At 77.2% G+C, this 21938-nt stretch carries 26 protein-coding genes; 19 read left to right on the top strand and 7 right to left on the bottom strand.

The genetic code is table 11. The annotated features are described in order from the left end of the window. Positions 1 to 7: 7 nt before the first annotated feature. From AC1050_RS02205 to AC1050_RS02190, 4 genes are read left to right on the top strand one after another with little or no spacing between them, the layout of a single operon-like run. Positions 8 to 1147, top strand: coding sequence for a glycosyltransferase (locus AC1050_RS02205; RefSeq protein WP_482385746.1), 1140 nt, complete (start codon positions 8 to 10; stop codon positions 1145 to 1147). Further along, positions 1144 to 2268 (top strand): glycosyltransferase, encoded by a 1125-nt coding sequence (locus AC1050_RS02200; RefSeq protein WP_482385745.1) that lies wholly within the window; start codon positions 1144 to 1146, stop codon positions 2266 to 2268. Before AC1050_RS02205 ends, AC1050_RS02200 begins: the two co-directional genes overlap by 4 nt. After that, positions 2265 to 3296 carry a glycosyltransferase gene (locus AC1050_RS02195; RefSeq protein ID WP_482385744.1) on the top strand — a complete coding sequence of 344 codons (1032 nt, stop codon included), beginning with the start codon at positions 2265 to 2267 and terminating at the stop codon, positions 3294 to 3296. Before AC1050_RS02200 ends, AC1050_RS02195 begins: the two co-directional genes overlap by 4 nt. Beyond that, a complete protein-coding gene (locus AC1050_RS02190) occupies positions 3293 to 4099 on the top strand; it encodes a glycosyltransferase family 2 protein (RefSeq protein WP_482385743.1) in 807 nt (268 codons plus the stop codon). The genes AC1050_RS02195 and AC1050_RS02190 overlap by 4 nt, the downstream gene beginning before the upstream one ends. A gap of 4 nt (positions 4100 to 4103) precedes the next feature. On the opposite strand, the gene AC1050_RS02185 is transcribed toward AC1050_RS02190, so the two are convergent. Beyond that, complete coding sequence (locus AC1050_RS02185; protein ID WP_482385742.1) at positions 4104 to 5360, bottom strand: glycosyltransferase family 4 protein; 1257 nt, start codon at positions 5358 to 5360, stop codon at positions 4104 to 4106. A gap of 116 nt (positions 5361 to 5476) precedes the next feature. On the opposite strand from AC1050_RS02185, the gene AC1050_RS02180 reads away from it, so the two are divergent. Continuing rightward, positions 5477 to 5689 (top strand): hypervirulence associated TUDOR domain-containing protein, encoded by a 213-nt coding sequence (locus tag AC1050_RS02180; RefSeq protein ID WP_482385741.1) that lies wholly within the window; start codon positions 5477 to 5479, stop codon positions 5687 to 5689. Positions 5690 to 5698: 9 nt separating this feature from the next. Here the strand turns inward: AC1050_RS02180 and AC1050_RS02175 are convergent, their stop codons facing one another. Together AC1050_RS02175 and AC1050_RS02170 are read right to left on the bottom strand one after the other, a co-directional pair. Next, positions 5699 to 6379 carry a GOLPH3/VPS74 family protein gene (locus AC1050_RS02175; RefSeq protein WP_482385740.1) on the bottom strand — a complete coding sequence of 227 codons (681 nt, stop codon included), beginning with the start codon at positions 6377 to 6379 and terminating at the stop codon, positions 5699 to 5701. After that, positions 6376 to 7101 (bottom strand): MerR family transcriptional regulator, encoded by a 726-nt coding sequence (locus tag AC1050_RS02170; RefSeq protein ID WP_482385739.1) that lies wholly within the window; start codon positions 7099 to 7101, stop codon positions 6376 to 6378. Before AC1050_RS02170 ends, AC1050_RS02175 begins: the two co-directional genes overlap by 4 nt. A 204-nt stretch (positions 7102 to 7305) precedes the next feature. On the opposite strand from AC1050_RS02170, the gene AC1050_RS02165 reads away from it, so the two are divergent. Both AC1050_RS02165 and AC1050_RS02160 read left to right on the top strand, forming a co-directional pair. Beyond that, the gene (locus tag AC1050_RS02165; protein WP_482385738.1) at positions 7306 to 7551 is read left to right on the top strand and encodes a LuxR C-terminal-related transcriptional regulator; all 246 of its coding nucleotides are present in this window, start codon (positions 7306 to 7308) and stop codon (positions 7549 to 7551) included. Positions 7552 to 7675: 124 nt separating this feature from the next. After that, positions 7676 to 9232, top strand: coding sequence for an AlkA N-terminal domain-containing protein (locus AC1050_RS02160; RefSeq protein ID WP_482387223.1), 1557 nt, complete (start codon positions 7676 to 7678; stop codon positions 9230 to 9232). Between the two features lie 2 nt (positions 9233 to 9234). Here AC1050_RS02160 and AC1050_RS02155 read toward each other — a convergent pair whose 3' ends face one another. Beyond that, on the bottom strand, positions 9235 to 10137 hold the full coding sequence (locus AC1050_RS02155; protein WP_482385737.1) for a helix-turn-helix domain-containing protein: 903 nt from the start codon (positions 10135 to 10137) through the stop codon (positions 9235 to 9237). 98 nt (positions 10138 to 10235) lie between these two features. Here AC1050_RS02155 and AC1050_RS02150 point away from each other — a divergent pair, with 98 nt between their 5' ends. From AC1050_RS02150 to AC1050_RS02125, 6 genes are all read left to right on the top strand, one after another. Next, positions 10236 to 11282, top strand: coding sequence for an NAD(P)-dependent alcohol dehydrogenase (locus AC1050_RS02150; RefSeq protein ID WP_482385736.1), 1047 nt, complete (start codon positions 10236 to 10238; stop codon positions 11280 to 11282). An 86-nt stretch (positions 11283 to 11368) separates the two neighbouring features. Continuing rightward, the gene (locus AC1050_RS02145; protein WP_482385735.1) at positions 11369 to 12178 is read left to right on the top strand and encodes a hypothetical protein; all 810 of its coding nucleotides are present in this window, start codon (positions 11369 to 11371) and stop codon (positions 12176 to 12178) included. Positions 12179 to 12273: 95 nt separating this feature from the next. Then, a complete protein-coding gene (locus tag AC1050_RS02140; protein ID WP_482385734.1) occupies positions 12274 to 13104 on the top strand; it encodes a DUF4397 domain-containing protein in 831 nt (276 codons plus the stop codon). Positions 13105 to 13192: 88 nt separating this feature from the next. Continuing rightward, positions 13193 to 13921 (top strand): class F sortase, encoded by a 729-nt coding sequence (locus AC1050_RS02135; RefSeq protein ID WP_482385733.1) that lies wholly within the window; start codon positions 13193 to 13195, stop codon positions 13919 to 13921. After that, positions 13918 to 14559, top strand: coding sequence for an RNA polymerase sigma factor (locus AC1050_RS02130; protein WP_482385732.1), 642 nt, complete (start codon positions 13918 to 13920; stop codon positions 14557 to 14559). Before AC1050_RS02135 ends, AC1050_RS02130 begins: the two co-directional genes overlap by 4 nt. After that, complete coding sequence (locus AC1050_RS02125) at positions 14540 to 15328, top strand: anti-sigma factor (protein WP_482385731.1); 789 nt, start codon at positions 14540 to 14542, stop codon at positions 15326 to 15328. Before AC1050_RS02130 ends, AC1050_RS02125 begins: the two co-directional genes overlap by 20 nt. Before the next feature lie 109 nt (positions 15329 to 15437). On the opposite strand, the gene AC1050_RS02120 is transcribed toward AC1050_RS02125, so the two are convergent. Further along, positions 15438 to 17036, bottom strand: a complete 1599-nt coding sequence (locus AC1050_RS02120) for an ABC transporter permease (protein WP_482385730.1) — start codon at positions 17034 to 17036, stop codon at positions 15438 to 15440. A gap of 5 nt (positions 17037 to 17041) precedes the next feature. After that, complete coding sequence (locus tag AC1050_RS02115; protein WP_482385729.1) at positions 17042 to 17956, bottom strand: ABC transporter ATP-binding protein; 915 nt, start codon at positions 17954 to 17956, stop codon at positions 17042 to 17044. A gap of 56 nt (positions 17957 to 18012) precedes the next feature. On the opposite strand from AC1050_RS02115, the gene AC1050_RS02110 reads away from it, so the two are divergent. Continuing rightward, positions 18013 to 18618: a TetR/AcrR family transcriptional regulator gene (locus AC1050_RS02110; protein WP_482385728.1), complete on the top strand. Its 606-nt coding sequence runs from the start codon at positions 18013 to 18015 to the stop codon at positions 18616 to 18618. Here AC1050_RS02110 and AC1050_RS02105 read toward each other — a convergent pair. After that, positions 18609 to 18779 carry a hypothetical protein gene (locus AC1050_RS02105; RefSeq protein ID WP_482385727.1) on the bottom strand — a complete coding sequence of 57 codons (171 nt, stop codon included), beginning with the start codon at positions 18777 to 18779 and terminating at the stop codon, positions 18609 to 18611. The genes AC1050_RS02110 and AC1050_RS02105 overlap by 10 nt on opposite strands. A gap of 123 nt (positions 18780 to 18902) precedes the next feature. Between AC1050_RS02105 and AC1050_RS02100 the strand changes: the two genes are divergently transcribed. The 5 genes from AC1050_RS02100 to AC1050_RS02080 all read left to right on the top strand — a co-directional run bounded on the left by AC1050_RS02100 (position 18903) and on the right by AC1050_RS02080 (position 21932). Next, positions 18903 to 19454: a small multidrug efflux protein gene (locus AC1050_RS02100; protein ID WP_482385726.1), complete on the top strand. Its 552-nt coding sequence runs from the start codon at positions 18903 to 18905 to the stop codon at positions 19452 to 19454. Positions 19455 to 19544: 90 nt separating this feature from the next. Next, a complete protein-coding gene (locus tag AC1050_RS02095; protein ID WP_482385725.1) occupies positions 19545 to 20381 on the top strand; it encodes a glycerophosphodiester phosphodiesterase in 837 nt (278 codons plus the stop codon). A 24-nt stretch (positions 20382 to 20405) separates the two neighbouring features. Then, the gene (locus tag AC1050_RS02090; RefSeq protein WP_482385724.1) at positions 20406 to 21005 is read left to right on the top strand and encodes a sugar O-acetyltransferase; all 600 of its coding nucleotides are present in this window, start codon (positions 20406 to 20408) and stop codon (positions 21003 to 21005) included. A 2-nt stretch (positions 21006 to 21007) separates the two neighbouring features. Continuing rightward, a complete protein-coding gene (locus AC1050_RS02085) occupies positions 21008 to 21553 on the top strand; it encodes a TetR/AcrR family transcriptional regulator (RefSeq protein ID WP_482385723.1) in 546 nt (181 codons plus the stop codon). Positions 21554 to 21584: 31 nt separating this feature from the next. Then, positions 21585 to 21932, top strand: a complete 348-nt coding sequence (locus AC1050_RS02080) for a VOC family protein (RefSeq protein ID WP_482385722.1) — start codon at positions 21585 to 21587, stop codon at positions 21930 to 21932. Positions 21933 to 21938 lie beyond the last annotated feature (6 nt).

Here is a 21938-nt window from a genome sequence, read left to right as displayed (position 1 = left end):
GAGGAGGATGACGCACCTGCTTGCACCGGCTCGGGGCGAGGGGCCCGGTACCGGGTCGTCCACGCCGCCCGCAGCCGTCCGTGTCGCCTCCGTCCCCGCGGGCCACCCCTACGTCGCCGCCGCCGTGGCGGGCCCCGGCGTCGAGGTGCTGCCCGACCCGACGCCGGCGGGTGCGGCACCGGGCCGGTGGTGGCCGCCGGTGGTGCTGGACCCGCGGTGGGTCCGGGAGCACGCGGCGGAGGCGGACCTGCTGCACGTGCACTTCGGCACGGAGTCGTTCTCGCCGCAGCACCTCGCGGAAACGCTGGACGCGGCGCACGCGGCCGGGTGGCCCGTGGTGCTCACGGTGCACGACCTGGAGCACCCGCAGCTGGTGGACCAGGCGCCGTACGCCGCGCAGCTGGACACGCTGGTGCCCCGCGTCGACGCCCTCGTCACGCTGACGGCGGGTGCGGCGGACGAGGTCCGGCGGCGCTGGGGTCGCGAGGCGCTGGTCCTGCCGCACCCGCGCCTGCTCGGCGCGCACGTGCCGGCCGACGTCCCGCGCGAGCGCGGGACGGACGAGCTGCTGGCCGGCCTGCACCTGAAGGACATCCGCCCCAACGTCGACGCGGTCGGCGCCACCCGGCGGCTGGTCGAGGCCGTCGAGGCCCTGAACGCGACGGGATGGCGGGTCCGCGCCGAGGTGCGCGTGCACCGGCAGGTCCGGGACGCCGGTGCCCGCGACGCGGTCCGTGCCCTGTGCGCGGGGGCCGCGGACGTGGTGCTGGTCGAGCACGACCGGCTCGACGACGAGGCGCTCGCGCTCGCCCTGTCCCGGTTGGACGTCTGCGTGCTGCCGTACGCGCACGGGACGCACTCGGGCTGGCTGGAGCTGTGCTGGGACCTCGGGGTGCCGGTGGCGGCGCCGGCGGTCGGCCACTACGCCGACCAGCACCGGGACGGCTCGGTCGCCGGGTTCGGGGACGACGGCCTGGCCGCCGCCCTGCGCGATCTGGCCGCGGCGCCCACGACCACGCGTTCCGGGTCGCCGGGGCGCGCGGCGCAGGTCCGCGCCCGGCGCGCGGACCGGGAGCGGACCGACGCCGCGGTGCGCGCGGCGCACGCGGACCTGTACCGCCGCCTGCTCGCGGAGCGGGTTCGGTGAGCGGGCGCCTGCGCGTCCTGGTCGTCGCCCCGTTGCGGTTCCCGATCCGGCAGCCGCACGCCGGCGGCCTGGAGTCGGCGGTGTGGAACGAGGTGCACACGCTGCGCGCCCGCGGGCACGAGGTGACGCTGATCGCGGTCGAGGGCTCGGACTTCCTGGACGGCGGTCCCGCCGAGTTCGCGATGCCGACGCTCGCCTGGCCGGCGGGTGCCCGCTCGACCGACTCGCACTACCCGCCGGACTACCTGGACCGGTCGGTGCCGGCGCTGGACCGGGCGCTGGACGTGGTGGCCCGCACCCCGCACCGGTGGGACGTCGTGTCGAACCACTGCCTCCACGGCCTGCCGTTGCAGCGGGCGGGGGAGCTCGGCATCCCGATGCTGTCGACGCTGCACACGCCGGTGGACGACGACCTGGTGGCCGCGGACGCCGCGTGCCCGGGGGAGCGCAGCCGGTTCGTCGCGGTCAGCGAGCACACCCGCGCGGAGTGGGCGCGCGCCGGCATCACGTCGACGGTGCTGGCCAACGGCATCGACGCGGACGCCTGGCCGCGCGGGGCGGGCGGCGACGGCCTGGTCTGGTTCGGGCGGCTGGTGCCCGAGAAGGCGCCGCACCTGGCGATCGCCGCGGCCCGGGCGCTCGGCCGCCCGCTGACGCTCGCGGGCCGGATCGGCGACCAGGACTACGCGGACCGGTTCGTGCGGCCGCACCTCGGCGACGGCGTGCGGCACGTGGGCCTGCTGGCGCAGCCGGAGCTGGCGGAGCTGCTCGGGAGCAGCGCCTGCGCGCTGGTCACGCCGGCGTGGGACGAGCCGTTCGGTCTGGTCGGGCCGGAGGCGCTCATGTGCGGCACGCCGGTCGCGGCGTTCGCGGTCGGCGGCGTCACCGAGATCGCCCGGGTCGCCACCGGGATGAGCACGGTGCCGGCGGGCGACGTCGACGCGCTGGCCGCGGCGGCCGAGGCGCTGGTGGCGCGCACCACCGCCGAGCCGGACCTGCGGGCGCGGGTGCGGGCGACGGCGCAGCAGCGCTTCTCGCTGGCCGCGCGGGTCGACGCGCTCGAGCGGCTGTTCGCCGCGATGGTCGCCGAGCGGCGCGCGCCGGTGGGGCTGACCGCGTGAGCCGACCGTCGATCGCCTGGTACGTGCACCACCACGGCCAGGGGCACCTGGGCCGGCTGCGCGCGATCGCGCCGCAGCTGGACGCGGACGTGGTCTGCTTCAGCTCGCTGCCGGAGCCGCCCGACCTGCCGGTGCACTGCACGTGGGTGCGGCTGGAGCGCGACGACGCGGCCGAGCCCGGACGGCCCGAGCCCTCCGCGAGCGAGCCGACGGCGCACGGGCTGCTGCACTGGGCGCCGCTGCGGCACGGCGGGCACCGCGACCGGCTGGTCCGGATCGCGGCCGAGGCGCACGCCCGCGGCGTGACGGCGTTCGTGGTGGACGTGTCGGTCGAGGTGACGCTGCTGGCGCGGCTGCTCGGCATCCCGACGGTGCTGGTCGCGCAGCCCGGCGAGCGCGACGACGCGCCGCACGCGCTCGGGCTGCGGGCCGCGGAGCGGGTGATCGCGCCCTGGCCGGCCGACCTGGTCCCGGCGCCGCACCTGGACCCCGTGCGGGACCGGACGGTGTTCACCGGCGGCATCAGCCGGTTCGAGGGCCGCGAGCCCGCGGGCGCCCCGCGGTCCGGCGTGCTGCTGCTCAGCGGCCGGGGTGGCACGCACGTCGACCCGGCGCAGGTGGAGGCGGCGGCCCGCGCCACCGGGGACCGGCGGTGGACGCTGCTGGGCGCCCCAGGCGGGGGCGAGGCCGCGTGGACCGACGACCCGTGGGCGGAGCTCACCCGCGCGGAGACGGTCGTCGCGTGGGCCGGCCAGAACTCGGTCGCGGACCTGGCCGTCGCCGGAGCGCGCGCGGTGGTGGTGCCGCAGCCGCGGCCGTTCGACGAGCAGGTGGTGACCGGACGGGCCCTGGCCCGGGCCGGTCTGGCGGTCGTGGAGCCGGTGTGGCCGTCGGCGGAGCGCTGGCCGGAGGTGCTGGAGCGGGTGGACGCGCTCGACCCGGACTGGTCGCGCTGGCGCACGGCGGGCGCGGCCGCCCGGGCGGCGGAGGCGATCGAGGACGTCGCCCGCGGTGCGAGGGCCTCGTGACCGGCACGCGTGCCGTGGTGTCGCTGTGCTCGGCGCCGCGGGTGGACCACCTCCGGCGCCAGCTGGCCGCCCTGCGACCCGAGCCGCGCACCACCGCCGTGGTGGTGTGGATCGGTGCGGACGACCCGCCCGACCTGGACGCCGACGCCGTCCTGCGGGTCCCGCCCGGACCGGACGGGCTGCGGCTGGCCGCGGCCCGCAACGCGGGGGCGGACCACGCGGTCGCGCTGGGTGCCGAGCTGCTCGTGCTCCTGGACGCCGACTGCGTCCCCGGCCCGGGCACCCTGGACCGGTACGCGGCGGCGGCGCGGGCGCACCCGGACGCGGTGCTGTGCGGTCCGGTGACGTACCTGCCCCCGGGCGCGCCGGCGGACGACCCGGCCGCGCTGGTGGCGTTCACCGCCCCGCACCCCGGGCGTCCCGCACCGCCGGACGGGGACGTCGTGCGCGCCACCGATGACGAGTACCCGCTGTTCTGGTCGCTGTCCTTCGCGCTGACGGCCGCGCGGTGGGCGGGCGGACCCCGGTTCGACGAGCGGTACGCCGGGTACGGCGGGGAGGACACGGACTACGCGTTCGCGCTCCGCGCCGCCGGGGTGTCGATGGCCTGGGTCGGGGGTGCGCACGCGTACCACCAGCACCACCCGACGAGCTCGCCGCCGTGGCAGCACCTGGACGACGTCCTGCGCAACGGGGCGCTGTTCGCCGACCGGTGGGGCCGGTGGCCGATGGAGGGCTGGCTGCGCGCCTTCGAGGAGGCCGGCGCGGTGCGGCGCGACGGTGCGGGCTGGCGCCGCACCTGAGAGGTCAGGCGAGCACGCGGTCGGCGGGGACCGTCCCGAGCAGGTCGTCGGCCGCCGCCAGCACGTCGACCGCCACGGCGTCCGGCGCGTACCGGTCGGCACCCGCGCGGGCGCGCCGTCCCAGCCGCGCCGCGAGCGCCGGGTCGCCGAGCAGCCGGTCGACGGCGGCCGCCAGGGCGGCGGGGTCGCCGGGCGGCACCATCAGGCTGTCCTCGCCGTCGGTGCAGAAGTCGTCGTAGCCGCTCCCGGTCGTCACCACCAGCGCCCCGCCGATCGCCTTGACCTCGAGCGCGGCGTTGCCGAACCCCTCCCAGCGGGAGGGGCAGATCGTCACCGCCGCCGCCCGCACGCCGCGGTGGAGGTCGTCGCCCGCGACGTGCCCGAGCCAGGTCACCCGGTCCCGGACCGACTCGGGGAGCAGACCGAGCAGCTCCGTGCGGTCGGGCTCGAACCGGCGGTCGCCGCTGGACCCGGCCAGCACCAGCCGGGCGGCCGGGTGCCGCCGTGCGACCTCGGCGAAGGCGGCGAACGCGTCGGTCACGCCCTTGCGCCGCTCGAGCCGGCCGAGGAACAGCACCACCGGACCGTCGGGTGCGGGCCACCCGGCGGGCAGCGCACCGGTCTCGGCCGCCGCTCGGACGCGCTCGACGTCGATGCAGTTGCGCACCACCCGCGCGGCGGGCAGCCGCGGGAAGGTCGCGCGGTTCCAGCGCAGCATCGCCTCGGAGATCGCGACCAGCCCGGCGGAGCGGCGCACCTGCCGGTCCTCGAGCCGGCTCTGCAGGGCGTTCACCGCGCCGCCCCGCAGGCCGTAGGAGCGCGCGGAGAAGCCCGAGACCGCGTTGGTCAGCCGGGTGCTCGTCGCGAGGTTGGTCAGCAGCGGCGCACCCGCCGGCAGCGCGACACCGAGGGCACCCCACTCCGGGGTGAAGACCCGGTCGTGGTGGCCGGCCAGGTACGTCCGGCGCACGGCGGCGGCCCGGCGCAGCAGCGCGGCCGGGCGCGACGTGCCGGGCGGCATGCGGACGACGTCGAGCAGGTGCACGCCGCCGAGGTCCGCGTCGGGCCGGACCGGTCCGTCGGCGAGCAGGAGCAGGTCGACCTCGGCGCCGTGCCGGACCAGCGCCGGCAGGAGGGAGGCGTAGTGGCTGCCGATGCCGCCGGTGTACTCCGTCAGGCCGGCGTACTCCGTCGCGGCGACGAGCCACCGGCCACGGGTCCGCAGGTCGGGCTGCGAGTCGGGCTGCAGGTCAGGGTGCATGCCCCCATGCTGGCCCGAGGTGCCGCTCCGCGCGTGCCGAGCCGCCGCGCGGCTGCCGCGGGTCCGTGGTCGACTGGTCCTCGTCCGCCGCACCCGCACGAGGAGGAGCGCGTCCGATGTCCGACTTCAGCACCGGGGACCGCGTGTCCTGGAACACGTCCCAGGGCCGCACGCAGGGCACGGTCGTCGAGCGCAGGACCGCCGACTTCCAGCACGACGGCCAGCAGTTCCGCGCGTCGGACGACGAGCCGGCGTACCTCGTCGAGTCGGAGAAGACCGACGCCCGCGCGGCCCACAAGGGGTCGGCGCTGCGTCGCCTGTCGTCCTAGCCCCGGGCCTCAGGGCAGGGTCGCCACCACGGTCCCGGTGACGACCGTGCTCGCCACGAGCGCGGCCACCGTCCGCCGCACCGCCTCGGCCGCGGCCTCGGCGCCCCACTCGCCGCGCTCGAGCAGCCGGCCGCGGTCGTGCACGGCTCCCGACCAGGGGATCTCCCCGTGCAGCTGCGGCAGGGTGCCGCTCGCCGACAGCAGTCCCGCGAGCGCCGCCGTGCGGGTGTCCGGGACGGTGCCGTCCACGAGGGCGGCTCGCACCGGCGCCAGCACCGCGTCGCGCCGGCCGGTCGGGCCGGGGCGGAGCGTGCTGGTGGGCAGCAGGCCCAGCAGCCGGCGCCGCTCGCGCACGAGGTCGCCGCGCTCGACCAGGCGGTCCAGCACCGGTCCGCGGAGCCGGGGCCCGGTCACCGCGATCAGCTGGTGCACGTCCACGGGGCGGTGGGCGGCGCGGTCCCAGGTGTCCCGGAGCAGCGGGTCGGCGGGCGGCGCGCTCCCGGCCGTGCGCACCTGCCGGCCGCGCCAGGTGCCGCGGTCGTCGACCGTCACCCGCCCCTGCAGCGCGAGGTCGACCAGGACGGCCCCGGCGAGCACGTGGAACAGGGGCGTCCCCTCGCCGGTGACGCTGCCGTGCCGCGGGTCGACCAGCACGAGCAGCAGGTCCTCGGCCAGGGTGCGGGGGATCACGCGTCCTCCTCGTCGGACCGCAGGATCAGGGTCGCGCGGCGCAGCGCCTCGATCTGGGCGGCGTTGTAGAGCTCGGTGACGGCCTGCAGGACGATGTCGCGGGCGCGCTGCTCGCTGCCGGTGGTGTACGCGCCGATGTCCCGCATCGCGGGGTACTCGGCCTGCAGCCGGCGGATGCCCGGCGCCATCTGCTCGGCGAGCTGCTGGATCGTCCGCTCGTCGGCGTCCGCGTCGAGCGCGTCGAAGGCGTCGTCGACGGGGTCCCGCACCTGCATCACGGCCCGGAGCTCGGCCATCGCCTCGTCGTCGAGGATGCGCGAGTAGATGAGCAGCATCCCGCGGTCGGCCGCGCTGACCTCGCCGGCCACGGGCCCGAACCCCTCGGGCAGGCCGACGGACGCGCGGTGCCGCAGGATGATCGCCAGCTCGGCACGGACCCGCTGCAGCCGCTCGATCGTGACCTCCAGCTCCGTGTCCAGCACCCGGATCGCCTCGTCGGGGTCCTCGTCCGCACGGCCCATCGTCGCGATCTGCGCCAGGGGCAGACCGAGGTCGATCAGGCGGCGGATCTGCAGCAGCCGGACCAGGTGGGCGACCTCGTACTGCTTGTACCCGTTGGCGGTCCGCACGGGGTCCTCCAGCAGACCCGTCGCGTGGTAGTGCCGGACGGCCTTCACGGTCGTGCCGGCCAGGTCGGCGAGCTGTCGGGTGCTCCAGGCCATCGGCGTCCTCCTGCGTCTCGTCCGGGCGGCTCGGGCGGATCCGGGGGACCGCGGGTACCAGTCGAGACCATGCCCCCGGGGCACGGTCAAGCAACCGGGTGAAAAACGGGACCCGTCCCATCCGTGCGCGCCGCCGCGACGAACCAGGTGCGTGCCGCGGACCCAGCGGCGTGCACCACCCCGCCGAGCCCGAAGGACGCCCCCATGACCACGCTCTTGCCGGACACCGCGCCGACCCCCGCCCTCCCCGCCCCGGGGGAGCCGCTCTCCGAGCGCGAGCGGGTGGTGCTCGCCGAGCTCCAGCGCGACCTCTCGCTGGAGCAGATCGCGCAGCGGCTGTGGGTCTCCCGGAACACCATCAAGACGCAGGTGCGGTCGATCTACCGCAAGACCGGCGTCTCCACCCGGGCGGACGCGGTCGCGTGGGCCCGCGCCGCCGGTCTGGTCTGATGTCCGGAACCCGCTAGACCTCCGGCCCCGGGGTGGCTTGACTGGGAGGGTGACCGCCACCACCACCCCCGCCACGACCGGGACGCGACCCCGCGGCGGCGCGCGCTGCGCCGAGGGGGACGACCTGTTCGCCGAGCGCTACCGGGCCATCGACGCCCGGGACACCCGGTTCGACGGGCAGTTCTTCACCGCCGTGTCGTCGACGGGCATCTACTGCCGGCCGTCGTGCCCCGCGCGGACCCCGAAGCCGCAGAACGTCACGTTCTACCTGACGTCGGCGGCCGCGCACGAGGCCGGGTTCCGCGCCTGCAAGCGCTGCCTGCCGGAGGCGGCGCCGGGGACCCCGGAGTGGGACCTGCGGCGCGACCTGGCCGGCCGGGCGATGCGGCTGATCACCGACGGCGTGGTGGACCGGGACGGCGTCGACGGGCTCGCCGAGCGGCTCGGGTACACGGCCCGGCACGTGCACCGGCTGCTTGTCGCGGAGCTGGGCGCCGGACCGCTGGCGCTCGCCCGCGCGCGCCGGGCGCAGACGGCCCGCGCCCTGATCGTGGGCAGCGACCTGCCGCTGGCGGACGTCGCGTTCGCGGCGGGGTTCGGGTCGGTCCGGCAGTTCAACGACACGGTCCAGGAGGTGTTCGACGCGCCGCCGCGGGACCTGCGGGCACGGAGCCGCCGCGCGGGTGCGCCGCCGGTGGCCGGCCACCCCGCGGGTGCTGGTCCCGCCGCCGCGCGCCTCGACGTGGACCTGCCGGTCCGGCAGCCGTTCGACGCACCCGGGGTCTTCCGGTTCCTGGCCGTGCGCGCCGTCGCCGGGGTCGAGGTCGCCGACCTGGCGCCGGACCGCCTGCGCTACGCCCGGACGCTCGCCCTGCCGCACGGCCCGGCGGCGGTCGACGTCGTGGCCACCGCGACGCCGCCCGGGGGCTGGCGCGTCCGGGTGCGGCTGGAGCTCGCGTCGCTCGCCGACGTCCCGCCGGCGGTGGCCCGGGTGCGCCGGATGCTGGACCTGGACGCCGACCCGGTGGCGGTCGACGCCGCGCTGGCGGCCGACCCGGTGCTGGCCCCGCTGGTCGCGGCCACCCCGGGGATCCGGGTACCGGGCGCGGTCGACCCGCACGAGCTCGTGGTCCGGGCGCTCGTGGGGCAGCAGATCTCCGTGGCCGCGGCCCGGACCCACCTCGGGCGGCTCGCGGCACGGACCGGCTCGCCGTACGCCTCCGGGATCGATGGGCTCGACCGGCTGTTCCCCACGCCGGCCCAGGTGGTCGCGGGCGTCCGGGAGCCTGTCACCGACGGGCCGCTCGACCCGGACCGGCCGCTGCGGCTGCCGCGGCAGGCCGTCCGCGCGGTGCTGGACACCTGCCGGGCGCTGGCCGACGGGACGCTCGCGGTGCACGTCGGCGCGGACCCGGAGCAGCTGCGGGCGGACCTCGTCGCCCGGCCGCGGATCGGGCCCTGGACCGCGGCGTACGTCGCCATGCGGGTGCTGGGGGACCCGGACGCCTGGCTCAGCGGGGACGTCGCGCTGGTCGCGGGCGCGCGGGCCACCGGCGCGCTCGACCAGGACCTCCCGACCGCGGCGGCGCACCGCGTGCTGGCCGACCGGGCCTCGACGTGGGCGCCGTGGCGGTCCTACGCGGCGATGCACCTGTGGCAGGCGGCGTCGGGCACGCCCTGACGTCAGGTGGTCTGCTGCCGCGCGACCTCGGGTGCGCGGGGCTCGCGCGTCGCGCCCCAGGCCGACAGCAGCCGCAGCGCGTCGGCCGACGGCGTGGCCGGGACGGCGTTGTAGATGGTCAGGGTGTGCCCAGGGTCGCTCGGCAGCTCGACGGAGTGGTAGCTCAGCTCCAGGAGGCCGACGGCCGGGTGCCGGAAGTGCTTGGTCCCCGCGAAGTGCAGCCGCACCTCGTGCGCGGCCCAGAGGGTGCGGAACTCCGCGCTCTGCGTCGACAGCTCGCCCACCAGCGCCGCCAGGGCGCGGCTGCGCGGGTGCCTGCCGGCGGCGAGCCGCAGCTGCGCGACGGCCACCCGCCTGGCGCCGTCCCGGTCGGGGTACAGGTCTCCCGCCGCGGGGTCGAGGAACGCGAACCGCGCGAAGTTGCGTCGGCCGTCGCCGGCCCCGGACCCCGCCCCGTCGAGCATCGGCGCGTAGAGCGCCCGCGCCAGGTGGTTCATGACGACGACGTCGAGGAACGGGCCGACGACCATCGCCGCGGCGTCGGACATCGCGTCGACCATCCACTGCAGGCTCGGCCGCGGGGCCGGCCCGCCGGGGCGCGGGCGGGACATCGGCCCGGAGGGACGGGCGCCGGCGCGCACCAGGTCGAGCAGGTGGGTGTGCTCGGCCTGGTCCAGCTCGAGCACCCGGGACACCGCCTCCAGCACGGAGTCCGAGGGGTTGGCGACCTTCCCCTTCTCCAGCCGGGTGTAGTAGTCGGTCGACACGCCGGCGAGCACGGCGACCTCCTCGCGGCGCAGACCGGGGACCCGGCGGGCACCGGACGACGCGATGCCCGCGTGCTCGGGCGTGATCCGGGCGCGCCGGGTCCGCAGGAAGTCGCGCAGCTCGTCCCGGGGGTCCATGGGTCGAGCGTAGGCACGACCCACGGCGGCAGGCAGGGGTGCGTCAGGACCCCCGCAGCGAGGTGGCGGCCGCGGCCGCGCAGCCGCACCATAGGCGGATGCCCACCACCGTGAACGCGTACGCCGCGACCGCCGCCGACCAGCCGCTCGAGCGCACCACCATCGAGCGCCGCGACGTCGGCCCGCACGACGTCCGCATCGACATCAAGTTCGCCGGCATCTGCCACTCCGACATCCACACGGCCCGCGGCGAGTGGGGCCCGGTGCCCTACCCGCTGGTCGTCGGGCACGAGATCGCCGGCGTCGTCGCCGAGGTCGGCTCCGAGGTCACGAAGTTCGCCGTGGGCGACCGCGTCGGCGTCGGCTGCATGGTCAACTCCTGCGGCGAGTGCGCCCAGTGTGCGAAGGGCCTGGAGCAGTACTGCCTGCGCGGCAACACCGGCACCTACGCCGCCGTCGACCGGGACGGGTCCGTGACCCAGGGCGGGTACTCCCAGCAGGTCGTGGTCGTGGAGAGCTTCGTCGTGCGGATCCCCGACGGCCTGGAGCTCGACGTCGCCGCGCCGCTGCTCTGCGCCGGCATCACGACGTACTCGCCGCTGCGGCACTGGGGCGCCGGGCCCGGCACGAAGGTCGCGGTCGTCGGCATGGGCGGGCTCGGCCACATGGCCGTCAAGCTCGCGCACGCGATGGGCGCGGACGTGACCGTCCTGTCCCAGTCGCTCAAGAAGCAGGAGGACGGCCTGCGCCTCGGCGCCGACCGGTACTTCGCGACCAGCGACCCGGACACGTTCACCGAGCTCGCCTCGAGCTTCGACCTGATCATCAACACGGTCAGCGCCGAGCTGGACCTGAACGCCTACCTCTCGCTGCTCGCCGTCGACGGCACGATGGTCAACGTCGGCGCCCCGCCGCAGCCGCTGCCGGTGCAGGTCTTCTCGCTGATCCCGGCGCGCCGGTCGTTCGCCGGGTCCTCGATCGGCTCCATCGCCGAGACCCAGGAGATGCTGGACTTCTGCGCCGAGCACGGGTTCGGCGCGGAGATCGAGGTCATCTCCGCCGACCGGGTCAACGAGGCCTGGGAGCGGGTGCTCGCCTCCGACGTGCGCTACCGGTTCGTCATCGACACCGCGACGCTGGCCTGACGTCGCGCACCGACGCCCCCGTCGCCGACGCGCACCGCGCCCGGCAGCGGGGGCGTCGTCGTGCGGACCTGCGCGATGATCGGCGGGTGGCGACGGAGCGGCAGCGCGAGCAGGGTCCCGCGGCGGCTGTCGTCCGGGCGTTCGGGGGGCGCGGCCCCGCCGTCCCGCTGCCGGGCGGGCAGGGCACGTCGTGGCGCGCGGGCGACGTCGTGCTCAAGCCGGTCGCGTCCGCCGAGGACGAGCGCACGGTGCGGTGGCTGCACGACGTCGCGCCCGACGTCGACCCCGGCCCGCTGCGGATCGCGCTCCCGCGGGCGACGCCGGGCGGCCGCGTCGTCGTCGACGGGTGGACCGCGACGCCGTGGTGCGCCGGTACGCACGCGACGGGGGACTGGCGCGCACGGGCGGAGGTGGCCCACCGGTTCGCCGCCGCGTTCGCCCGGGTCGACGCCCGGACGCTGCCGCACCGCACCGACCCGTGGGCGGTGGCGGACCGCGTCGCCTGGGGCGAGGAGCCGGGTCCCGCCCTCCCGCACCCGGTGGGCGCGGCGCCGGCGCGGCTCGGTCCGCCCGACCCGGCGGCCCGGTCCCGGCCCGGCGTGGTGCACGGCGACCTGGCCGGGAACGTCCTGGAGCACCCGTCCGCGCCGCCCGCCGTGCTGGACCTCAGCCTGTACGCCCGGCCCGTCGGGTGGTCGGTCGCCGTCCTGGCCGTGGACGTCGTCGCGTTCGATGGCGTGCCGGTCCCCGTGCTCGACGCGGTGGACGACGTGCCGGGGCTCCCGGAGCCGGTGGCGCGCGCGGTGGTGTTCCGGATGACGGCGGACCTGCTGCGGGGCGGGCCGGTCGACCCGGCCTACCGGGCGGTCGCGGACTGGGCGGTGTCCCGAATGTGACCTCGGGTGCATCCACGGACGGGTCCCGCGCCGTAGAGGGGGTGTCAGCACAACCACGCCCCCGGGAACCGGGGGCACGGACCGAGGAGCACCCCATGCGTCATCGTCCGTTCGTCACCGGGACCGCTGGTCTCGCCGCCGCCCTCGTCGTCGCCGCGAGCGCGCTGCCCGCGTCCGCTGCCGCCGGCGGCACCGCATCGATCGCCGTCCTGCACGGCGTGCCCGACCTGACGGTCGACGTCTACGTCGACGGCACCCGCGCGCTCGACGACTTCACGCCCGGCACGCTGGCGGGCCCGCTGGACCTGCCGGCCGGCGCGCACTCGATCGCGATCACCGCCGCCGACGCCGCCGACGCGAGCGCACCGGCCATCGGCCCCGTCGACGTGACCCTGGACGCCGGGGCGAGCTACACCGCCGTGGCCCACCTGGACCCCGCGGGCGAGCCGACGGCCACGCTGTTCACCAACGACCTGGCCGCCGTCCCCGCGGGGCAGGGCCGCCTCACGGTCCGGCACACCGCGGCCGCCCCGGCGGTCGACGTGCTGGCGGGCGGCGCGCCCGTGGTCACCAACCTGTCCAACCCGGACGAGCAGTCGCTCACCGTCCCGGCGGGCACGGTGTCGGCGGTCGTCGCCGCGACCGGGACCACCGACCCGGTGATCGGCCCGGCCGACCTGGACGTCGCCGAGGGCGTCAGCACGATCGTCTACGCGTGGGGCTCGCTGGAGGCAGGCAACCTCCAGCTCGCGGTGCAGACCATCGACGGCCTGCACTCGGCCCCCGGCGGCGTGCCGTCCGGCGAGCTCGGCCTCGCGGCCGACGGCCCGTCCGGGGCCCTGTGGCTCGGCGGTGCTGCTCTGGTCGCCGCGCTCGGCGCCGTGCTGCTGACCACCCGCCGGTCGGCGGCGACGCAGCGCCGCTGAGGGGGCCGGGGCGCGGGCCGGGTCGTCCCGCCCGCCCGCGCCCCGTGCCCGTGTCCCCAGCCCGTCCCCCCTCGTGCCTGGAGTCCCCGTGCCCCCCACCGACCCCCGGCCACGTCGCAGCCCCCGCGCCGTGGCCGGGCTCGCCGTCGCCCTGACGCTGCTCGGCGTCGGGGTCGTCGGCGTGGTCGGCGCCCTCGTCGGGATGGAGGACGGGTCGGTGCGTGTCGGGGCGTCGACCGCCGCGTCGACGCCGCCGCCGGTCACGACCCCGGCAGCCCCGGCGCCCGCCTCGTCGCCCGCGGAAGCCGCTCCCGCCGTGCCGGTCGCGCCGGCGACGCCCCCTCCGCCGCCCGCGGCGTCGCCCACCGCGCCGGTGCGGGTCGTGGTCCCGGCGCAGGGCATCGACGTCCCCGTCGACCCGGTCGGCGTGGCGGCGGACGGGCAGATGGAGATCCCGCCGCTGGCCGAGCGCGGGGGCTGGTACCGGTTCGGCGCGGACCCGGGCGACGCGGCGGGGACGACGGTGGTCGCGGCGCACGTCGACTCGGTGGCGTCGGGCGGCACCGGCCCGTTCGTGCGGCTGGCGGACGTGCGCCCCGGGGACACCGTCGAGGTCGCCCTGGCAGACGGGAGCACGCGGACGTACGCGGTCGAGCGGGTGGAGGAGTTCCCGAAGTCGCAGGCCCGCTGGCCCGACGTGTTCACCCGGGATGGCCCCGCGCGGCTCGCGCTGGTGACGTGCGGCGGCACCTTCGACACCGGGACACGGCACTACCGCGACAACGTGCTGGTCATCGCGACCCCGGTCGGCGCATGATGAACCGCACCCCCGCATCCCGCGGCGAGGTCCGGCACGCGAGGAGGCGCGCCCTGCCCAGTCCCGTCGCGCACCTGCGACCGCCGCCCGAGTGGGACGACGACGCCCTCGCGCGCGCGTTCGCGGGCGGCGACGAGCCCGCGCTTGCCGAGGCGTACCGCCGCTGGGCGCCGTTCGTGCACACCCTCGCGCTGCGGGCGCTGGGCTCGGCCGCGGACGCCGAGGACGTGACCCAGCAGGTGTTCGTCTCCGCGTGGCGGGGCCGGACCGGGTACCGGGCCGAGCGCGGGCCGCTGACGGCGTGGCTGACGGGGATCACCCGGAACGCCGTCGCGGACGCCCTGGGCCGGCGCAGTCGCGACGTGCGGGGCCTGCAGGCGGTCGCCTCGCGGGTGGACCGCGAGCCCGAGCCGGACGTGGCCCGGGTCGCGGACCGGGTCCTGGTGGCCGACGAGCTCGACCGGCTCGGCGAGCCGCAGCGGACCATCCTGGCGCTGGCGTTCTACGGCGACCTGACGCACGACGAGATCGCACGCAGGCTCGAGCTGCCGCTGGGCACCGTGAAGAGCCACATCCGGCGTAGCCTGCTGCGGCTGCGCGACCGGTTGGAGGTGGACGGTGCGGCACATCGACCCTGACGCCGTCGCGCTGGCCGCGCTCGGCGAGCCGCTCGACGCGACCGACCGCGCGCACCTGACCGCGTGCGCGGACTGCGCGCGCGAGGTCGCCTCGCTCGCGGCCACGGTGGCGGTCGGCCGCGCGGGTGCGGGGGAGCAGCTCGTCGCGCCCCCGGACGCCGTCTGGGAGCGCGTGCGGGGCGAGCTGGGCCTCGCGCCCGACCTCGTGCCGGCCGCCCCCGCCCCGGACCCGGCCGTCGCGCCCGGACCTGCGGCGGCACCTGCTGCGCCTGCTGCGCCCGTCGTGCCGGCCGCGCCTGCTGTGACCCGCCTGCCCGACTCCTCGTCCGGGCGGCAGCGGTCCCGGTGGTGGCTCGCCGCCGCCGCCGGCCTGGTGGTCGGCGGGGTCGGGGGAGGCCTGGTCGCGGCCGCCGCGCTCGGGGACGGCGACGACGTGGTGCTGGCCGAGGCGCAGCTCGAGGCCCTGCCGGGCTGGTCCGCGACGGGCGACGCCGTCGTGGAGGAGGCGGCGGACGGCCGGCGCACGCTGGTCGTGCGGCTCTCCGACGCCGAGGCCGACGGGTTCCGCGAGGTGTGGCTGCTGGACCGGGACGCGACGCGGCTGGTCGGGCTCGGCGTGCTGGACGGCGACGAGGGGCGGTTCACCATCCCGGTGGGCCTGGACCTGGACGACTTCGCCGTGGTGGACGTCTCGGCCGAGCCGTTCGACGGCGACCCGGCGCACTCCGGGGACAGCATCCTGCGCGGGGAGCTCGGCACGCCGGCGTGACGCGGGCGGGCGGCGGGGGACAGGTGCGCGACCGCGGTCCGTCACGGACCCCGACGGGTCCGCCGTGACGGTGCACGACCGGGCGTGACACGGCCCGTCGGGATCTGCGTCAGCGCGCGAGGTCCCGACGGCGGAACCCCGCGAACCCGATGGCGGAGAGCAGCAGCGTGACCGCCGTGATCCCCAGCAGCCCGGTCCCGTCCGGGTCGGCGGTCACGGCGGGCACGTGCCAGAACGGGCTGACGGCCAGCACCCGGTCGTCCAGCCCGAACGTCGGCCCCAGCAAGGTCAGCACGAAGGACACCAGCACGCCCGCCCACGCGAGCAGGCCGAGCGCCGGCCGGGCGCCGACCACGGCCACGGACACCGCGACGACGGTCCACACGGCGGGGAGCGTCGCGACGGCCTGGGCGAGCACCTCGCCGAAGCCGGTGCCGATGTCCGCGCGGGAGGCGAGCAGCGCGACGAGCGTCCCGGCGAGGAGGACGTAGCCGGTCGTGGTGGTCAGGGCGAGCAGCACCGTGCTGCCGAGCAGGCGGGGGCGGGCGACCGCGCCGGCGACCACCGGCTCGACGCGGTCGTCCCGCTCCTCCGCCCGCAGGCGCAGTACGACGTGCACGCCCGGGATCGCGGCGACGATGCCGATCAGGGCGAGGATCGTCCGGACGAAGGCCCCCGTGAGGGCGTCCGCGCCGGTGGCGCCCGCGGCGAGCAGCTGCTGCACCCCGGAGTCGCCGCCCAGCAGGTCGGAGACGGAGGTCGCGAACGACCCGAAGACGACGCCGAGCAGGGCGAAGGCGATCGTCCAGGTCACGACCGACCCGGTGTTCAGCCGCACCGCGAGCCGCCACGTGGAGCGGACGGACCCGCGTGCCGGCCCCGGGCGCGGGGCGACCGACCCCTGGCCGAAGTCGCGCCGGCTCTGCAGGGCGAACGCGAGCAGCACGGTGCCGGCCGTCAGCGCGAGCGCTGGCAGCAGGGGTGCCCAGCGGTCACCGGAGGCCGGCCGGGCCTCGAGCGTCCAGCCGAGCGGGTTCGCCCAGGTCGTCCAGGCCGGGGCGCCCACCGAGGTGCAGAACCCGCGCAGCAGGAAGAGCGCCCCGAGCGCACCCACGGCCATCGAGCTCGCGGTCCGGGCGTCCGAGCCCAGCTGCGCGGTGACCGCCGCGACGCCGGCGAACATCCACCCCGAGGCGGTGAACGTGGCGCCGAGCAGCACCGAGGACCCGGGGTCGCCGCCGCACAGCACCGTGACCAGGCCGGCGACGACGCCGGCGGCGAGCGAACCGACCAGCGCCAGCGCGGTCCCGGACGCGAGCCGGGCCGCCCGTCCCACGACCCCGGAGGCGAGCAGCTCGGCCTGACCCGAGTCCTCCTGGCCGCGGGTGGTGCGGACGACGGTCACGACCGCTCCGAGAGCCACGAAGAAGCCGCCGAGCGCCAGGCTCCGCCAGGCGGTGAACCCGTCGACGGTGGTCAGGTCGTGCGCCGGACCGAAGACCAGCCCGAGCGCCGGGTTCGCCCCGATCGCCGCCGCCAGCGCCTGCCGCTCCGCCTGGCCGGGGAAGACCCAGGGGTAGACCACGACCGACGACGCCGACAGCAGGGTGGCGATCGCCACCCAGGGGGCGAAGCGGCGTCCGTCGTGGTGCAGGGACGCGCGCAGCAGGGGACGGGTGCCCGTGAGGGCGAGGGTCACTGCGCTCACCGCGCTCACCGGGTCACCTCGCCCGCGGGCGACGGCTCGCCGTCGTACAGGCGCAGGAAGAGGGTCTCGAGCGACGGCGGCGCCACCGTCAGCGACGCGATGCCGCACGGGGCCAGCGCGGCGACCGCCTCACCGACCCGCGCGGGGTCGACCGAGGCGGCGAACGCGGTGCCGTCGACGCGGGCGTCGTGGAACAGGGCGAGCTCGCGGCGGTCGGGCGCCCGCCCGAGCGTGGCGCGGACCGTCGTCCGGGTCCGCCCCCGCAGGTCCGCCAGGGTCCCGCTCCGCACGACCGCGCCGTCCCGGATGATGCTGACCCGGTCGGCCAGCGTCTCGACCTCGGCCATGACGTGGCTCGACAGCAGCACGCTCGCCCCGCGCGCCCGGGCGTCGCCGACCACCTCCTGGAACACGTTCTCCATCACGGGGTCCAGCCCGCTGGTCGGCTCGTCGAGCACCAGCAGCTCGGCGTCGGAGGCGAGCGCGGCGACGAGGGCGACCTTCTGCCGGTTGCCCGTGGAGTACTGCCGGCCGCGCTTGGTCGGGTCCAGGTCGAACCGCTCGACCAGCTCCGCGCGGCGCCGCTCGTCGAGCCCGCCGCGCAGCGCACCCAGCAGGTCGATGGCCTCGCCGCCCGTCATGCCGGGCCAGAGCGACACGTCACCCGGCACGTAGGCGAGCCGCCGGTGCAGCGCGACGACGTCGCGCCACGGGTCCCCGCCGAGCAGGCGGACCGTCCCGCCGTCCGCCCGGAGCAGTCCCAGCAGGACGCGGATCGTCGTGGACTTGCCGGCGCCGTTCGGACCGAGGAACCCGTGCACCTGGCCGCGGTCGACGGTCAGGTCGAGGCCGCGCAGCGCGCGGAACCGGCCGAAGGACTTGGTGAGCCCCTGGATCTCCACCACGGCGTCGTCGCTCATGGCACGAGTCAACTCCTCGTATGAGGAAATCCGCAAGTGTGGAATACGCTGCACCCGTGGACGAGACGACGAGGCGGGCGCGGCCGACCGGACGCCGGGCGGGGGACAGCGGCACGCGGGATGCGATCCTGGACGCGGCGCTGCGGCTGTTCGCGGAGCGCGGGTACGACGGCGCGTCGGTGCGCGCGATCGCCGGTGCGGCGGGCGTCGACCCCGCGCTCGTCCGGCACTTCTACGGCGACAAGGAGGCGCTGTTCGCCACGGCGGTCGCGAGCCGCACGACGCTCGTCGAGCAGCTCGCCGCGGCGGTCCCGGGGGACCCGGCGACGACGGGCGCCCGGGTGGCCGCCACCTACCTGGGGCTGTGGGAGGACCCGGCGACGCGCCCGGTGCTGCTCGCGCTGGTGCGGTCGGCGACGACCTCGGAGCACGCCGCGGACATGCTGCGCGAGGCGCTGACCGCCCGGGTCTCGGCCGCCCTCGGTGCGCTGGAGGGTCCGGCGGTGTCGCGTCGGTTCGCGCTGGCCGCCGCGCACCTGATGGGCCTGGCGCTCGCGCGTCACGTCCTGCGGCTGCCCCCCATCGCCACGGCCACGACCGAGGAGCTGGTCGCGGAGGTGGCCCCGACGATCCAGCGGTACCTCGACGGCAGCTACGCCTGAGGCGTGGACCGCCGGCGCCGGGCCGCGCGCACGACGGCGACGACGGCCCCGGCCACGATCAGCACGCCGATCAGCTGCAGGCCGGGCGAGTCGTCCATGCCGCCGAGGACGACGGCGGCGGCACCGAGCAGGACGGCGACAGCCGCCAGGAGGAAGGTCATGCCGGGAGTCTATCGATAGTCGATGGATCGCGACAGGTGCTTGACCCTGCCCCAGGGGCACGCCGTGCACTCGTGCCCTGCGGCCGCAGCGGGCGGTCGCCACATCACCGCCGGGAGCCGTCCATGTCCAGCGCCACCACCGAGCCCACCGGGCTCGTCGCCACGTTCCAGGACCTCGCCGCGCAGGTGCCCGACGCGCTGCAGCCGTTCGTCGTCGCCCTCGCCGGCGCCGTGCCGTTCATCGAGGGCGAGGGGTCCGCCGTGATCGGGATCCTCGCCGGGCTCGACCCGGTGGTCGCCGCGGTCGCGGGCGCCGCGGGGAACTTCCTCTGCGTGCTCGCCGTCGTGCTGCTCACCTCGCGGGCGCGGACCGCCGTCGTCGACCGCCGTGCCGGCGGGCCTCGCGGGGCGGGCGGTGTCGCGGTCGCCGAGCGTCCCGCGGCGCCGGAGTCCAAGGGCAAGCAACGGCTGCGGGCCTGGGTGCTCCGGTTCGGCGTCCCCGGGGCGAGCCTGCTCGGGCCGCTCGCGATCCCGACGCAGATCACGGCGGCGACGCTGGTGGCGTCCGGGGTCCGCAAGGGCTGGGTGCTGCTGTGGCAGGCCGTCGCGATCGTGGTCTGGACGACCGGGGTCACCCTGCTCGCGACCGGGGTGCTCACGTTCCTGACCCGGTGAGGCCGTGGGCCGGCGACTCGTCACCGGTCGTTGGCCGTGCGGTCGCCGCCGGATCACGGGCGCGCCACCTGCGCGGCGTCTGCTGCGGGCATGACCACCGAGACCTCGCGCACCGCCCTGCCCGCCCGTCCCGTCGCGGAGGTCGGCGTGTCCGGCCACCGCGGCGCCTCCGCCGAGCTGCCGGAGAACACGCTCGCCGCCTTCCGCCGGGCGCTCGAGCAGGGCGCCGAGGGCATCGAGCTGGACGTGGCGCTGAGCGCGGACGGGGTCGCCGTCGTCCTGCACGACGCGACCGTCGACCGCACCACCGACGGCACCGGGGACGTGGCCGCGCTGACGCTCCAGGAGCTCCGCGTGCTCGACGCCGGCGGCGGCGAGCGGGTGCCGACGCTCGACGAGGTCCTCGCGCTCGCCGCGGGCCGCGCCGAGGTCAACATCGAGCTCAAGGCCGCCGACGCGGCCCCGGCCGTCGCGGCGTGCGTCGCGCGGCACCCGGAGCTGACCTGGTTCGCGTCGTCGGGGCAGTGGACGGCGCTGGAGGAGCTGCTCGCGCTGGTCCCCGGGGCCCGGGTGTACCCGCTGACCCTCGGCGTGGCGACGACCGCGCACCTGCGGGCGGCGGCGGTCGCCGCCGGGTACGACGCCGACGCCGTCGACGCCGACCTGGAGCGGTTCTCGCACCTCGGCCGCGGGCTGGACGACGCGCTGGAGTTCGCCGCCCGCGTCGGGGCGGCGGGCGTCTCCACCTGGGCCGAGGGTCTCGGCGCGGCGGACGTCGAGCGCATCCACGCGGCCGGCCTGGCGGCGTGGGTGTGGACGGTCAACGACCTGGACCGCGCCGAGGAGCTCATGCGCATGGGGGTGGACGCGATCTGCACGGACATCCCCGGCGGCGTGCTGGCCCGCCGGGAGCTGGTCGTCGGCTGACCGGCGGTGCGTACGATCGTACGCATGACGGACGAGCAGACGACCCCCGACTACTTCGCAGGCGACCCCCGCACGGCCCACGAGCGGATGCTCGCGGGCGACCTGTACATCGCGGCGGACGACCCCGAGATCGCCGCGGCGGCGACGGCGGCCGTGCACCGGATGGCGGCGTTCCGCGACGCGTACGACGCCGACCCCACGACGAGCCAGGACGCGGCCCGCGCCCTGTTCGGCGCGCTGGGCGAGGGCGCCTTCGTCCGGGCGCCGGTGCACGTCGACTACGGCAACCAGGTGTTCATCGGCGCGCGGACCTTCGTCAACATGGGGCTCACCGCGCTCGACGTCGCGCCGATCCGGATCGGCGCGGACTGCCAGATCGGCCCGCACGTGCAGCTGCTGACCCCGACGCACCCGGTCGAGCCGCAGCCGCGCCGGGACAAGCTGGAGGCCGCGAAGCCGATCACGATCGGGGACAACGTCTGGCTCGGCGGCGGCGTGATCGTCTGCCCGGGCGTGACGATCGGGGACAACTCCGTCATCGGCGCCGGGTCCGTCGTGACCCGGGACGTCCCCGCGGACGTGGTGGCGGTCGGCAACCCGGCGCGCGTCGTCCGGTCCCTCTGACGGTGCGCACCCGCCGGACCGACCCGGGTCGCCGGGACCGGATCGTCGCCACCACGGTGGCGCTGGTCGCCGAGGTGGGCGTCGCCGGGGTGTCGCACCGGCGGATCGCCGAGCGCGCGGACGTGCCGCTGGGGTCGATGACCTACCACTTCGCCGGGATGGACGAGCTGCTGCACGAGGCGTTCACCCGGTTCGCCGAGAGCGTCGCGGCGCGGTTCGAGGCGGTGCTCGGCGCGGCGACGACGCCGGACCAGGCGGTGACGGCCGTCGTGGACCTGGTCCACGACCTGTCCCGCCCGGACGGCGACCCCGAGCGCGTCGTGACGTACGAGCTCTACACGCTCGCGGCGCGCGACCCGCGGTACCGGGTGATCACGACGGCGTGGATGCGGCGCAGCCGGGCGGCGCTGGAGCGGCACTTCGCCCCGGACGTCGCCCGCGAGGTGGACGCGCTGATCGAGGGGCTCGCCCTGCACCGCGCGCTCGACGAGCACCCGGGCGACCGCGCGGCCACGGAGGCGGCCGTGCGCAAGGTGGTGCGCGGGTGACCGCGACCCGGGCCGCGGCTAGGGTCGGCGCATGATCGGGAGCATCGACGAGGTCGTCATCGACTGCGCGGACCCGGGGACGCTCGCGGCGTTCTGGTCCCGGGTGCTGGGCGGGGAGCCCGTCGAGCGGGACGACGCGTGGTGGTACGTCCTGCCGCCGGGCTGGACGCAGCTGTCGTTCCAGAAGGTGCCCGAGCCCAAGTCGGTGAAGAACCGGGTGCACCTGGACGTCCGGGTCGAGGACATCGAGGCGGCCACCGCGCAGGCGGAGGCGCTCGGCGCCCGGCGGGTCGGTGCCGTGCACCACGACACCGCCGGGTCGTTCCAGGTGCTGCTGGACCCGGAGGGCAACGAGTGGTGCGTCGTCCGGCCCGCCTGACCCCAC

The organism is Cellulomonas sp. NEAU-ZC6 (assembly GCF_056844425.1).
This window is presented reverse-complemented; position numbering and strand designations above follow the sequence as displayed.

Excerpts from the sequence above, each read along its gene's own strand:
- AC1050_RS02205 (WP_482385746.1), top strand. The coding sequence starts at position 8 with ATGACGCACCTGCTTGCACCGGCTCGGGGCGAGGGGCCCGGTACCGGG.
- AC1050_RS02185 (WP_482385742.1), bottom strand. The coding sequence starts at position 5,360 with ATGCACCCTGACCTGCAGCCCGACTCGCAGCCCGACCTGCGGACCCGT.
- AC1050_RS02180 (WP_482385741.1), top strand. The coding sequence starts at position 5,477 with ATGTCCGACTTCAGCACCGGGGACCGCGTGTCCTGGAACACGTCCCAG.
- AC1050_RS02170 (WP_482385739.1), bottom strand. The coding sequence starts at position 7,101 with ATGGCCTGGAGCACCCGACAGCTCGCCGACCTGGCCGGCACGACCGTG.
- AC1050_RS02165 (WP_482385738.1), top strand. The coding sequence starts at position 7,306 with ATGACCACGCTCTTGCCGGACACCGCGCCGACCCCCGCCCTCCCCGCC.
- AC1050_RS02155 (WP_482385737.1), bottom strand. The coding sequence starts at position 10,137 with ATGGACCCCCGGGACGAGCTGCGCGACTTCCTGCGGACCCGGCGCGCC.
- AC1050_RS02150 (WP_482385736.1), top strand. The coding sequence starts at position 10,236 with ATGCCCACCACCGTGAACGCGTACGCCGCGACCGCCGCCGACCAGCCG.
- AC1050_RS02140 (WP_482385734.1), top strand. The coding sequence starts at position 12,274 with ATGCGTCATCGTCCGTTCGTCACCGGGACCGCTGGTCTCGCCGCCGCC.
- AC1050_RS02130 (WP_482385732.1), top strand. The coding sequence starts at position 13,918 with ATGATGAACCGCACCCCCGCATCCCGCGGCGAGGTCCGGCACGCGAGG.
- AC1050_RS02115 (WP_482385729.1), bottom strand. The coding sequence starts at position 17,956 with ATGAGCGACGACGCCGTGGTGGAGATCCAGGGGCTCACCAAGTCCTTC.
- AC1050_RS02105 (WP_482385727.1), bottom strand. The coding sequence starts at position 18,779 with ATGACCTTCCTCCTGGCGGCTGTCGCCGTCCTGCTCGGTGCCGCCGCC.
- AC1050_RS02100 (WP_482385726.1), top strand. The coding sequence starts at position 18,903 with ATGTCCAGCGCCACCACCGAGCCCACCGGGCTCGTCGCCACGTTCCAG.
- AC1050_RS02095 (WP_482385725.1), top strand. The coding sequence starts at position 19,545 with ATGACCACCGAGACCTCGCGCACCGCCCTGCCCGCCCGTCCCGTCGCG.
- AC1050_RS02090 (WP_482385724.1), top strand. The coding sequence starts at position 20,406 with ATGACGGACGAGCAGACGACCCCCGACTACTTCGCAGGCGACCCCCGC.
- AC1050_RS02080 (WP_482385722.1), top strand. The coding sequence starts at position 21,585 with ATGATCGGGAGCATCGACGAGGTCGTCATCGACTGCGCGGACCCGGGG.